The 13,599-nt window shown below is 31.8% G+C and carries 15 protein-coding genes; 14 read left to right on the top strand and 1 reads right to left on the bottom strand.

Translation table 11 applies throughout. The features are described from left to right. Window positions 1–28: 28 nt before the first annotated feature. The 13 genes from D6T69_RS15515 (at window position 29) to D6T69_RS15575 (ending at window position 9,088) form a co-directional block, all read left to right on the top strand. Window positions 29–280, top strand: a complete 252-nt coding sequence (locus tag D6T69_RS15515; protein WP_125068976.1) for a hypothetical protein — start codon at window positions 29–31, stop codon at window positions 278–280. Window positions 281–286: 6 nt separating this feature from the next. Then, window positions 287–706, top strand: coding sequence for a hypothetical protein (locus tag D6T69_RS15520; RefSeq protein ID WP_125068978.1), 420 nt, complete (start codon window positions 287–289; stop codon window positions 704–706). Beyond that, window positions 706–930, top strand: coding sequence for a hypothetical protein (locus tag D6T69_RS15525; protein WP_125068980.1), 225 nt, complete (start codon window positions 706–708; stop codon window positions 928–930). Before D6T69_RS15520 ends, D6T69_RS15525 begins: the two co-directional genes overlap by 1 nt. Before the next feature lie 38 nt (window positions 931–968). After that, the gene (locus tag D6T69_RS15530) at window positions 969–1,379 is read left to right on the top strand and encodes a lipocalin family protein (RefSeq protein WP_125068982.1); all 411 of its coding nucleotides are present in this window, start codon (window positions 969–971) and stop codon (window positions 1,377–1,379) included. A gap of 362 nt (window positions 1,380–1,741) precedes the next feature. After that, window positions 1,742–2,566: a prephenate dehydratase gene (locus tag D6T69_RS15535; RefSeq protein WP_125068985.1), complete on the top strand. Its 825-nt coding sequence runs from the start codon at window positions 1,742–1,744 to the stop codon at window positions 2,564–2,566. Beyond that, window positions 2,563–3,705: a pyridoxal phosphate-dependent aminotransferase gene (locus D6T69_RS15540; protein ID WP_125068987.1), complete on the top strand. Its 1,143-nt coding sequence runs from the start codon at window positions 2,563–2,565 to the stop codon at window positions 3,703–3,705. The genes D6T69_RS15535 and D6T69_RS15540 overlap by 4 nt, the downstream gene beginning before the upstream one ends. Continuing rightward, window positions 3,702–4,079, top strand: coding sequence for a nuclear transport factor 2 family protein (locus D6T69_RS15545; protein WP_125068989.1), 378 nt, complete (start codon window positions 3,702–3,704; stop codon window positions 4,077–4,079). Before D6T69_RS15540 ends, D6T69_RS15545 begins: the two co-directional genes overlap by 4 nt. 1 nt (window position 4,080) lies before the next feature. Beyond that, window positions 4,081–4,944, top strand: coding sequence for a prephenate dehydrogenase (locus D6T69_RS15550; protein ID WP_125068990.1), 864 nt, complete (start codon window positions 4,081–4,083; stop codon window positions 4,942–4,944). 11 nt (window positions 4,945–4,955) lie between these two features. Beyond that, on the top strand, window positions 4,956–6,038 hold the full coding sequence (locus D6T69_RS15555; protein ID WP_125068992.1) for a bifunctional 3-deoxy-7-phosphoheptulonate synthase/chorismate mutase type II: 1,083 nt from the start codon (window positions 4,956–4,958) through the stop codon (window positions 6,036–6,038). A gap of 79 nt (window positions 6,039–6,117) precedes the next feature. Next, window positions 6,118–6,870: a DUF5995 family protein gene (locus D6T69_RS15560; protein ID WP_125068994.1), complete on the top strand. Its 753-nt coding sequence runs from the start codon at window positions 6,118–6,120 to the stop codon at window positions 6,868–6,870. A gap of 41 nt (window positions 6,871–6,911) precedes the next feature. Then, window positions 6,912–7,853 (top strand): ribosome small subunit-dependent GTPase A, encoded by a 942-nt coding sequence (rsgA, locus tag D6T69_RS15565; RefSeq protein ID WP_125068996.1) that lies wholly within the window; start codon window positions 6,912–6,914, stop codon window positions 7,851–7,853. A gap of 72 nt (window positions 7,854–7,925) precedes the next feature. Continuing rightward, window positions 7,926–8,378, top strand: coding sequence for a D-aminoacyl-tRNA deacylase (gene dtd / locus D6T69_RS15570; protein WP_125068998.1), 453 nt, complete (start codon window positions 7,926–7,928; stop codon window positions 8,376–8,378). 65 nt (window positions 8,379–8,443) lie between these two features. Then, a complete protein-coding gene (locus D6T69_RS15575; protein ID WP_125069000.1) occupies window positions 8,444–9,088 on the top strand; it encodes a YceI family protein in 645 nt (214 codons plus the stop codon). A 47-nt stretch (window positions 9,089–9,135) separates the two neighbouring features. On the opposite strand, the gene lipB is transcribed toward D6T69_RS15575, so the two are convergent. After that, window positions 9,136–9,840 (bottom strand): lipoyl(octanoyl) transferase LipB, encoded by a 705-nt coding sequence (gene lipB / locus D6T69_RS15580; RefSeq protein ID WP_125069002.1) that lies wholly within the window; start codon window positions 9,838–9,840, stop codon window positions 9,136–9,138. Window positions 9,841–9,927: 87 nt separating this feature from the next. On the opposite strand from lipB, the gene D6T69_RS15585 reads away from it, so the two are divergent. Then, entirely contained in the window at window positions 9,928–13,596 is a 3,669-nt protein-coding gene (locus tag D6T69_RS15585; protein ID WP_125069004.1) for a reprolysin-like metallopeptidase, read from the top strand. Window positions 13,597–13,599: the final 3 nt, after the last annotated feature.

Consider the following 13,599-nt stretch of genomic DNA (forward strand, 5'->3'; position numbering starts at 1 on the left):
AATCTGTTGAACTAATAGTTGATTTAATATGGAAAAGAACCAAGATAAAAAAGAAAGTAAAGGATGTTTGCTTGCTGCTGGAGTTGTATTTGGAGTAATAGCTTTAAACCCATTATTAACTTTAATATTTGGTGGAGACCCAAGAAACTTAGAGGGGGTTGATTATGACACAGGTGAAACTTATAGTGTTTTATCTAATCTTAGATTAGCTTTTATAGCATTAATAATAGCATTAATTTATTATGCCTGGGCACATTTCATAAAGAATGACAAAAAGTAAAAAGCTATGTTAGAAGATTATATCTCTTATAAATTAAAAAGTTCTCTAGAAGAAAACAATATTGATTTAATTCATTTAACAACCTTTTTAAATGGAGTAAAATACTACAGAAGTCATAAAACTTCGGAATTATACTTACCTAACAAGACTTTACAAGTAGAAACTTATCTAAGCTTTTATGAAAATGAACTATTAGCTGTAACTTATAATACAAGTCAAAATAATCTTAATTACTTAATTGAATTTATAAATTCATTTGCTGGTAGTGAAGATGAGTTTTTATTTGAAGATGTATTGGGTGGCAATTCAGACTTGTTTTGCATCCAAAATGAGACAGCTATTTATTTAAACCAAAAAGATAATGACACTATAGATTTTAAAATAGCAATTCCTTTAAATAAACGAAGAAATAATGTATTTGTATAATGACTAATAAACTACCTTTCAGAATTGGCATGCAATATGAAAATTGGGAGTTTGATTTAGAATTGGTAGATACAAAAAAGAGTTATGAAGTATACAACTACACAAAAGGAGATATTAAAGTGTTTAATGAAGAATTAATTGAATACATCCATTTATACTTTGAACTTGACATCTTATTCAAAATTAAAATCAAAACCCAACAGAATATATTTACTCTATTATAATAGTAAATTTTAAACAGTAATAATCAAAAATTAGTAATATGAAAAAAGTAATTTTATTTTTAATGACTACCTTAATTCTATCCTCATGCGGGGGAAGTGATGATAATTTACAATCAGGAATTGTTGGAAAATGGAATAAGATAAAAGAAACTAAAGAATACTCCAATGGAAGTATTGAAGAAGTAACCTTGTCAACTTGTGATTTAAAAGAAACTTTAGAATTAAAATCTAATAAACAAGTTATCCTTACTAAGTACTCTGGAACAAATTGTGAAGATGCAAGAACATCTGAGGGGACTTATTCTTACAATGAATCTAATAATGAATTAACCCTACCAGGAAACAATAAACAAATTGTTGAGGTAAGTGAAAATAAAATGAATTTTAAATTCACAGTAACTGGTATTGAAAGTTATATTAAGACAGTATATTTTGTTCGTGTTAATTAAGAAAAGGCACACTTTTAGGCATACATCAAAAATGTAATCCTTTGTAACTCCCAATAACATTAACAAAAGTAAAAAAATGGAGAGTCCCGTCCAGACCGCAAAAAGCTTCTCAATTTTTGAGAAGCTTTTTTCTTTTTTACACTTTTTTCAAAAAAAGTTTGGTTTAGTAAAATTTATTTCTAAGATTTGTCCCGTACAAAGAACACAAATACAATGATGTTACAAAACGTATGGCAAGGTTTCTATTTTTACTTTTACTTTTTTAGTAAGAGACGAGACTTTGTATCATATTGTTAACCTAACAAAAAATAATATAGCCAATCAAAGTCTCGAATTTATCGAGGCTTTTTTTTTGATTTAAAATGAAAAAAATAGCCATTCAAGGAATACAAGGAAGCAACCACCATATTGTTGCAAACAACTACTACGGAAAAAATATCGACTTAAACGAATGTTTATCTTTTGACGTACTGGTTGATAGCCTTATCAATTCAAGAAGTGAGCAAGCAATTATGGCTTTAGAAAACACCATAGCAGGCTCAATCATACCCAACTATGCCCTAATTGACAAGTACAATTTGCATATTTCTGGTGAGTATTACTTGTCTATACATCATCATTTAATGGCGTTACCTGACCAACGAATTGAAGACATCACTGAGGTTTGTTCGCATCCGATGGCATTACTACAATGTAAAGAATTTTTCAAACAACATAAACACATTAAGTTAGTTGAAGATGTTGACACTTCCGCTGTTGCAAAAAGAATCGCGGATCAACAATTAAAAGGAGTTGCAGCAATTGCACCTAAAATGGCTGCTGATATTTTTAAATTATCAGTTATTGAAGATGAAATTCAAACGATTAAAAATAACGCAACTCGATTTGTATTTCTTCAAACAAGTCTTCCAAAAAATGGTAAAAGTGAAATCAATAAAGCTTCATTAAAATTTGAACTAGATCACAAAAGAGGAAGTTTAGCTACAGTGCTAAATGTAATGAGCGACTGTAAATTAAACCTTACTAAAATACAATCGCTCCCCAAAATCGAGACGCCCTGGAAGTACTCTTTTTTCGTAGATGTAACTTTTGAAAAATATGAAGATTACGAAAAAGCAAAAGCCATCATACAAATTATGGCAGAAGAATTTAAAATATTAGGTGAATATAAAAACGGAAGATTATGATACAGTTTGCTAATAGATTACAAACCGTACAAGAATACTACTTCTCTAAAAAGCTACAAGAAGTACGTCAATTAATTTCAGAAGGTAAACCAATTATAAATATCGGAATTGGAAGCCCTGATTTACAGCCTCCAACATCAGTATTAAAAGCTATTCAAGATAGCTTACAAGATAACGGAGCACATAGTTATCAGAGTTATCAAGGCTTACCAGAGTTTAGACAAGCTGTTTCAAATTTTTATCAGAATAACTATCTGGTTAACATTAATCCTGCTAACGAAGTACTTCCTTTAATGGGAAGTAAAGAAGGAATTATGCATATTTCATTAACTTTTTTAAATGAAGGAGATCAGGTATTAATTCCTAATCCAGGGTACCCAACCTATAGTTCTGTTACTAATTTACTAGGAGGTAAACCTATTTTTTACAATTTAGATGAAGCTACTAACTGGCAACCTGATTTTGAAGCTTTGGAAAAACTCGACACCTCAAGAATAAAGTTGATGTGGGTAAATTATCCGCACATGCCAACGGGTGCCGATGCTACCAAAGAAACTTTTCAAAAATTGATTGACTTTGGAAAAAAACACAATATTGTTATTGTAAATGACAATCCGTATAGCTTTATACTAAATGAACATCCTCAAAGTATTTTACAAATTGAAGATGCTAAAGACATCGCTATCGAATTAAACTCGGTTAGTAAATCTTTTAACATGGCAGGGTGGCGTGTTGGAATGTTATTAGGCAAACCCGAATTCTTAACCGAAGTTTTAAAAGTAAAAACTCAAATGGATTCTGGTATGTTTTACGGAATTCAAAAAGGAGCCACTAAAGCATTAGGATTAGAGAAGGATTGGTTTACTCAGCTAAACAACACCTATAAAAAAAGGCAAAAACTAGTGTTTGAGTTAGCAGAAAAATTAGGATGTACCTACGATAAAAACGCATCTGGAATGTTTGTTTGGTGCAAACTTCCTGATGGAAAAACATCTGAAGAAATGATTGATGATTTACTATATAATAAACACATCTTCGCTGCTCCAGGAACCATTTTTGGTAGTCAAGGCGAAGGCTATATTCGTTTCTCACTATGTGTACCAGAAGAAAAAATTAACGAAGTAATAGCTAGAATATGAAAAAAGAACTCAATTTAATAAAAACCTATATAGAAGGGTACAACTCTTTTGATGTAGATAAAATGATTTCAACTTTAAATAAAGATATTGTTTTTGAAAATTATACTAACAATTCTTTGACTTTAAAACTTGATGGAATAAATCAATTTAAAGAACAAGCAGAGAAAGTATTATTATTTTTCTCAGAGAGAAAACAGGAAATAGAAGAAATCATCTCAAAAGAAGAATACTATGAAGTTCATCTTAAGTATACAGCAACATTACAAGTTGACTTATCTAAAGAACTTAAAAAAGGTAATCAATTAAACCTAAAAGGTAAGAGTATTTTCTTCTTTCAGGATGATACAATAACTAAAATAGAAGACCACAGTTAAAATGAACATATTTATTATAGGTTTAGGATTAATCGGCGGAAGTCTTGCCCTAGATATTCAGCAAGAATTTAAGAATGCTACTATCTATGGAATTGATTCCAACGAAGAGCATGGAGACCTTGCTTTAGAGAAAAGGATCATCCATCAAAAAGCGACTTCTTCAGAGTTGAAAAATGCAGATATAGTCATTATTGCTATTCCTGTTGATGTTTCACAAGAGGTAATTTTAAAAACATTGGATAATATCTCTGATACCTGTTTGGTTTTTGATGTAGGTTCGACTAAAGAGGCGATTTGCAATGCTATTAAGAACCATCCGAAAAGAAGAAATTTTTTAGCAACACACCCTATTGCTGGAACTGAGTTTTCAGGACCAAATGCAGCATTGACAAATTTATTTAGAAATAAAACTAATATTATTTGCGAGGTAGAAAAAACAGCTTTCAAATTACAGGAAAAAGCATTAGATATATTTTCAAAATTAGGAATGCGTATTCGATACATGGATCCAAAATCGCACGATAAGCATATTGCCTATGTATCACATTTATCACATATCAGCTCTTTCATGTTAGGTAAAACGGTCATTGAAAAAGAGAAAAACGAGCGTGATATTTTTGATATGGCTGGTAGTGGATTTGCTTCTACTGTGCGTTTAGCAAAAAGCTCACCAGCAATGTGGACACCTATTTTTGAGCAAAATAAAGAAAATGTTATTGAGTCTCTGAATGAATATATTCATAACTTACAACAATTCAAAACTTTATTAGAAAACAACGATTTTCCAGAAATCTATACAGAAATGGAAAACACCAATCATATAAAACAAATATTAAACGGAATTTTAGAGGTTGTACCTCAATAATAAAAACTAAAATGGAGAATACAAAAGAGTTAAGAACATGGTTAGATGCTTTCGGATTAGGGCATCCACTGGTAATTGCAGGACCTTGTAGTGCCGAAACAGAAGAACAAGTATTACGAATTGCTCACGAATTGAAAGATACAGATGCCACTGTTTTAAGAGCTGGAATTTGGAAACCTCGTACCAGACCTGGCAATTTTGAAGGTGTTGGTGCTTTAGGGTTAAAATGGCTACAAAAAGCAAAACAAGAAACGGGTATGTTAATTGCTACTGAAGTTGCCAACAAAGACCACGTAAAACTTGCAATTGAGCACGACGTAGACATCTTATGGATTGGTGCCCGCACTACCGTAAGTCCTTTTATTGTTCAAGAGATTGCAGATGCTTTAGAAGGAACCGATAAAATTGTTTTGGTAAAAAACCCTGTAAACCCTGATTTACCATTGTGGCTAGGTGCCATAGAACGTTTATATGCTAAAAACATTAAAAAACTAGGGGTTATCCATAGAGGTTTCTCTACTTACGAAAAAACAAGATACCGTAACAATCCTGAATGGCAAATTCCTATTGAATTACAAAACCGTTTCCCTGATTTACCACTGATTTGTGATCCGTCACACATCGCTGGTCGTCGTGATATTATTTTTGATGTTTGCCAAACTGCCTTAGATTTAAACTTTGATGGTTTAATGGTTGAAACTCATTACGATCCAGATAATGCATGGAGTGATGCTGCACAACAAATCACTCCTAAATCGTTAATTCAAATGATGATTGATTTAAAAGTTAGAAAAGCCACAGATACAGAAACTGAATACAGGAATGCTTTAAACACGCTACGTACTCAAATTGACGTAGTGGATCATCAATTAATTGAAATGCTAGGTAAACGTATGAAAATAGCAGATTCAATTGGTCAATTGAAAAAAGAGAAAAACGTAGCTATTTTACAAACTAAAAGATGGAATGAAATACTAGGTAAAATGATTTTAGAAGGTGATGAACGTGGTTTAAGTGAAGAATTTGTTCTTAAAATGTTCAAAGCAATACACCAAGAAAGTATCAATCACCAAGAGAAAATTATTAACAATTAAATGTCTAAAAGACCGCTAACAAAATAGCGGTCTTTTTTATTCTATTTAGTGTATTTTCATCCTACCAAACTTTAACTAAATGAAACCTATTCATACAATTGATGATGTTATAGATATACTACAAGATATAATTAACGAATCTACCAATAACAAAAGTCCGTTAGGATATTTTGCAGCTTTATACCAAAAAGTAACAATCAAGGTAAAAGAAGGCATACAAAACAATTATTTTGATGATAACCAACGAATGGAAAAACTCGATATAATTTTTGCTAAAAGGTATATAGAAGCTTATTACAATTACCAAAACAATATACCTATCACTTCTTCTTGGGAAAAAGCTTTCAGCATAGCTAATAAGTATTGGTATATAGTTTTACAACATTTGCTAGTTGGTATGAATGCACATATTAATTTAGATTTAGGAATTGCAGCAGCAGAAGTTTCTAAAGGGAAAGACATTCAAAATTTACATAGCGATTTCAATAAAATAAATGATATTTTATCCTCTTTAGTTAACGATGTTCAAGATGATTTAGCCAAAGTATATCCTTTTCTAAAGAAAATTCTTACCTGGACTAAAGATGTTGATGATTTTTTAGTTGATTTCAGCATGGAGTTAGCAAGAAATGGTGCTTGGGATTTCGCTGTAGAATTAGCCAACACACCAACTAATAATATTGAAAACACTATACATAAAAGAGACATTAAAATAACCGAAAAAGCAGACCTGGTTATTTCTCCAGGTTTTATCCCAAAACTAATTTTTATGATTATTAGAGTTTCAGAAATAGGAACAGTAACTCAGAAAATTAAAGATTTAACAGATTAAACAATACTAAAACATTCAATTTTTATTCTCATCTTTGTTCTATGACAGGAACGGTTTATAAATCTACAGGAAGTTGGTATTGGGTAAAGTCTGAAGGCGAGCTATACAAGTGTCGTATTAAGGGAAAGTTTCGTATCAAAGGAATTAAAAGCACCAATCCTATCTCAGTAGGTGATATTGTTGATTTTTCATTAGAAACCAAAAATGATGAAGAGACAGGATTAATTACCAATATTCACGAACGTAAAAACTACATTGTTCGTAAATCTGTAAATCTATCAAAGCAAACTCATGTAATTGCTTCTAATATTGATCAAGTATTTTTATTAATTACGATAGACAACCCTCCTACGTTTACAACATTTATTGATCGTTTTTTAGTCACTGCAGAAGCCTACTCAATCAAAACTATATTAGTTTTTAATAAAATTGACTCTTATGAAATTGAGCAGCGTGCTGAAATTTTGTATCTAAAAGACATTTATGAAGCCATCGGTTATGAATGTATTGAAGTTTCTGCTATCCAAAACATTAATATCGATAAAATTAAAGAATCAATGACTGGCAAAGTAAGTATGTTTGCTGGTCACTCGGGAGTTGGAAAAACTACCTTGGTTAACGCTATTGAACCTTCTTTAAACTTAAAAACGAAAGAAATTTCTGAACAACATAAGCAAGGACAGCATACTACCACATTTGCTGAAATGTTTGATTTAAGTTTTGATGCTCGCATTATAGACACTCCAGGGATTAAAGGTTTTGGTGTAGTTGATATGGATAAAGATGAATTAGGTGATTATTTTCCTGAGTTTTTTGCTTTAAAACAAGACTGTAAATTCAACAATTGTATTCATATTAACGAACCCCAATGTGCAGTTAAAGAAGCCTTGGAAAATGAAGAAATAGCTTGGTCTCGTTATAAAAGTTATCTACAAATTTTAGAAGGCGAAGACGAACACTACAGAACTGATATTTGGGAATAAAACAGTTTTTAGTCTAGCCTATACAAAGGCTCAGGACATCCAATAACCTAAAAATTCAACAATCTAGATATAATGAAAATTGTAATTCAACGCGTTTCAAAAGCTAGCGTTACTATTGAAGGTGAAAAAGTAGCTGAAATACAAAATGGTCTTTTAATTTTACTTGGAATTATTAATGAAGATACTCAAGAAGATATTAAATGGCTCTCTAACAAAGTAACAAACCTTCGTGTTTTTAATGATGATGAAGGTGTTATGAATAATTCGATTAAAGATATAGATGGAGATATCATTACTGTAAGTCAATTCACCTTACACGCTTCCACTAAAAAAGGAAATCGTCCTAGCTATATCAAAGCTGCTAAACCAGATGTAGCCATTCCTCTGTATGAAAAATTTGTTCAACAACTTGAAGTTGATTTAGGAAAAAAAGTACAGACAGGTCAATTTGGTGCCGACATGAAAGTAGAGTTACTAAATGACGGGCCTGTAACCATCATTATCGATTCTAAAGATAAGAAATAATTTCCATGGGAATTATTTTTAATTATATTTGTACTTGATTAATAATCATTATTAAAAACACAAAAATGAAAAAAACAATTTTAGCTATTGCTTTTATTGCAATTGGAGCAGTTTCTTGTAAGACAGAAAAAAACAAAGCTGCTGTTAGCGACGAAGTTAAGGAAGTTGCAAAAACAGAAAACATTATCAATACTTATAAAGCTAATGTTGCAGAATCTACTGTAACTTGGAAAGGGAGCAAGCCAACTGGTTCTCACAACGGTATAGTAAGTTTAGAAAAAGGAACTTTAGAGGTTGAAAACGGAAACGTAAAATCTGGAGAGTTCATTATCGACATGACTACTATTGTTTGTGAAGATTTAGAAGCTGGAAACGGTAAAGAAAAATTAGAAGGTCATTTAAAAGCTAGTGATTTCTTTGATGTTGAAAAATTCCCAACTGCTAAGTTTGAAGTAGCAAGTTCTGAGTTAAAAGACGGAAAAGCTCACGTTACTGGTAACTTAACTCTTAAAGATGTTACAAAGAGTATTACTATTCCTGCTACTGTTACAGAAACTGATGATATGTTAACTTTTAAAAGTGATGTTTTTAGTATTGACAGAACTGACTTTGGTGTTACTTACAAGTCTAAGAAAATTGATGCTGCTTTAAAAGACAAGTTTATCAATGACTTAATGGAAATTTCTTTTGAGATTAAAGCTAAAAAATAATTTTAGTTTTTTACTAAAAAAAGGGTTGGCAATTGTCAACCCTTTTTTTATGCTTTTATAAATTCTTCCACTTCAAATAACTCTTTAAAATGCTTTATAATTTTCTCTTTTACTTCTTCTTCTGATATCTTTCTCCCTAACTCAACCTCCATTGAAGTAACCGCTTTCCCTCGTATTCCACAAGGAATTATATTATCAAAATAACCTAAGTTGGCATTTACATTCAAGGCAAAACCATGCATAGTAACCCATCTACTTGCTCTAATTCCCATAGCACAAATTTTTCTTGCAAACGGAGTACCTACACCTAACCACACTCCTGTTTCTCCTTCACTTCTTTCCCCTTCCAATCCATATTCCGCAATTGTTAAAATAATTGATTCTTCTAACAAGCGTAAATACTTATGAATATCAGTAAAAAAGTTTTCTAAATCTAAAATTGGATAACCTACAATTTGCCCTGGTCCATGGTAAGTTATATCCCCTCCTCTATTAATTTTATAAAAAGTAGCTTCTTTTTCTTTAAGCTTCTCTTCGTTCAATAATAAATTATTAATATCTCCCGATTTTCCTAGGGTATATACATGTGGATGCTCAACAAATAAAAAATAATTAGGAGTTTCAATTTTGCTTTCTCCATTCCTTCTTTCTCTTTTTAATGATACTATTTCATCTAAAAGACTCGTTTGATAATCCCATGTTTCTTTGTAATCTTTTCTTCCTAGATCACTAATTCTTATTTTTTTATTCATAAATTGTACCGCTAAACTGCCTTACAAAGGTAGGGAAATTTAAAGTTTTACTGTTTATAAACTAAACCTATATCAATTCCAGAAATTATGTTTAAAAAAAGTACCCTTCCTTTTTTATTTGCCTTTTATTTGTCTATAGCCAACTTGTTTTCACAACAACTATGGACAAAAGTTCATAAAGATGCCATTACTCAACAAAAAAAAGAAGTTTTTAATACCAATTCTTTACCTAAACAGTACGTTTTAATGAATTTGAATTTAGATGGTTTTAAAAGCACATTGCCTAATCTACAATCTAAAAACACTTCAAACTCAAGAGTAATCCAACTTCCAAATGCTAATGGACAACTAGAAAGGTTTTCTGTAAAAGAAACGTCTTATCTAGCTCCTGCTTTAGCTGAAAAATTCCCTATGATTAAATCTTTTTCGGCTCAAGGAATTGACAATCCTTCATCTTCGGCTAAGATAAGTATTGGGAAAGATGGAGTTCACGCAATTATTTTTTCAGCAAACGAAGGTACCTCCTACATAAACCCATACACCAAAGACTATAAAGAATATATTGTTTATAAAAAGAGTAGTCTACCTCCAACTAAAGATGAATTTTCATGTAAGGTAGAAGACACTGTACAAAAGGAAAACATATCACCACGTCAACGAAGAAATGCTGATGATGGTAATTTAAGAACCTATAGAATGGCCATTGCTTGTACAGGTGAATACGCTCAGTTTCATATAAACAACCAAGGAGTATCATCAACAGCTAGTGATGCAGAAAAAAAAGCAGCTGTACTATCTGCTATGAATACTACGATTACTCGTGTTAATGCAGTTTATGAAAGAGATTTAGCTGTTAGAATGGTTCTTGTAGGCAATAATGATGCATTAATCTTTTTAGATGCAAGTACAGATGGCTTAACCAATGATACTGCTAGCACCTTAATTGACGAAAGCCAAGAAAAATGTGACAACATTATTGGTGACGCTAATTATGATATTGGACATACGTTTAGCACTGGAGCTGGAGGTCTAGCTCAACTAAACTCTGTTTGTGTTACAAACTATAAAGCTCAAGGGGTTACAGGTAGAAGCCAACCTATTGGCGATACATACGACATAGACTATGTTGCACACGAGGTTGGACATCAATTTGGTGCAACTCATACATTTAACAATTCTTGTGATGGAAATAGAAGCGATGGTACTGCAGTTGAACCTGGAAGTGGTTCTACAATTATGGCTTACGCTGGTATTTGTTCACCAAATGTTCAAAATGTAAGTGATGATTATTTTCATGCGGTTAGTATCGCTCAAATGTGGAATCACGTGCAAGGATCAGGAAGTTGCGCAACCTCAACAAGTACAGGAAATAATGCTCCAACTGCTAACGCTGGAAATGATGTAAGTATTCCTAAATCTACTCCTTTTATCTTAAAAGGACAGGCTACTGATGCTGATGGAACAGCTTCTTTAACATACTCTTGGGAACAAATTGATAATGAAATTGCAACAATGTCTCCTTTATCTACTAACACTGGAGGTCCTATGTTCAGATCATTACTTCCTTCTTCATCACCAGATAGATACATGCCTGCACTATCTACCGTATTAAGTGGTAATACTTCTACCACATGGGAAGTTTTACCTTCTGTGGTAAGAGAATTAGATTTTGCTTTAACTGTAAGAGATAATCATTCAGGCGGAGGAAGCTCAGCTAGAGATGATATAAAAGTAACTGTAACAGATGCAGAGGCTTTTACTGTAACAAGTCCTAATTCTGCCGTATCTTGGGGAGCAGGTTCTACTCAAACTATTACTTGGAATAAAGGAACTACTGACCTAGCCCCTATTAACTGTGCTAACGTAAATATAAAACTTTCAACGGATGGAGGTCTTACATATCCAATTACTTTAAAAAGTAATACTCCAAATGATGGTTCTGAAGATGTTATTATACCTGACAACCCTACTACCAGTGCAAGAATATTAGTAGAAGCTGCAGATAATATTTTTTATAACGTAAACAATAGCAATTTAACAATTTTCCCTACAGCTCCAACTTATTCAATAGTTAACAATACAGGAGATATGTCTGTATGTAATATAGCTACAAATGATCTTGTTTTTGATTTTGACTACAATGCTTTATACGGATTTAATGAAACTGTAAATTTATCTTATTCAGGAGCTCCTGCTAACTCTACTGTTACGTTAAGTAATACTTCAATAAGTAGTAGTGGTAAGTTTACCTTAACTGTAACTAACCTTACAAATGTTGCTAAAGGAGATTACACAATTACTGTTACAGCTACATCAGGTTCAATAACTAAATCTGTTGATATACTTTTAAACGTAAATGATGGTCTTTGTAATTCTTCTGGAAATATTGCATCACAATTAAGCATTACGAATGTTACTTTTAATAGTATTAACAATAATTCTACTAAAACAACTGGTTATTCTAATTTCACTAGTCAAAATACTGAAGTGGTTAGAGGTGACAACTATAATTTAACAACCACTATCAATACAGCAGGAAATAGTAATGTAAAAACATTTGCTTGGATAGACTGGAACCAAAACTGTGTTTTTGACACTAATGAAACTTATGATTTAACCTCTACTAATGCTACTTCAATTACAGTTCCTGAAGGCATCCCAACAGGAGCAACTATTATGAGAGTTTCTACAAGGTCAGACGCCGACCCAAATTCTTGTAACTTGGGCTTTAATGGTGAAGTTGAAGATTATACTATTACAGTTCTAGAACCTACATTTTCTATTTCTAATAGTACAGGAGACCTATCTGTATGTAAACAAGCTACAAATGAAATTAACTTTGATTTTGATTATACAGCTTTGTATGGATTTAATGAAACTGTTAACCTTTCTTATTCAGGAGCGCCAATTAACTCAACTATAACATTAAACCCTACTAGTATGAGTAGTAGTGGAAAGTTTATCTTAACAGTAACTAATCTTACTGATGTTGCTAATGGTGATTATACAATTACTGTTACTGCGAACTCTAGCACGATGTCTAAATCAGTAAATGTACTTTTAAACGTAAACAACAGCCTTTGTAATTCTTCGGGTAATACTGAGTCTCAATTAAGCATTACTAATGTTACTTTTAATGGTATCAACAATAATTCTGATAAAACAAATGGGTACTCTGATTTTAAATCAGTAACAACCCAAGTAGTTAGAGGTGAAACTTATGATTTAACAACCGCTATAAATACAGCAGGAAACAGTAACATAAACACATTTGCTTGGATAGACTGGAACAAAAACTGTGCATTTGATGCTAATGAAACTTATGATTTAACTTCTAATACTCTTTCTATTACCGTTCCAGAAGATGCTCCATTAGGCTCTACAACCATGAGAGTTTCTACAAAAGCAAATAGTAATCCTAACTCTTGTGGATTAAATTTTAATGGTGAAGTTGAAGATTATACTGTTACCGTTGAAGAAAGCTTTGCTACAGACAATACTTTATTTGATGACTTACAAACATATCCTATCCCTTCAAACGGAGAGTTTACAGTAAGCTTTAAAGTAAAAGATAAAGAGTCAACAATTATTAGGCTTTTTGATTTTAGAGGTAGATTGATTGAAACACAAAAGTTCTCAACTATTTCTAGTCAGTTTAATGAAAAAGTACAATTAACTAAAGCTGCTAGCGGACTTTACTTATTACAAGTTGAAAATGCAGGTAAGCAAGTGACAAGAAAAATAGCTATTAGATAGTTT

The sequence above is a fragment of the Tenacibaculum singaporense genome, assembly GCF_003867015.1.
GTDB classification, from domain to species: Bacteria; Bacteroidota; Bacteroidia; order Flavobacteriales; family Flavobacteriaceae; genus Polaribacter; species Polaribacter singaporensis.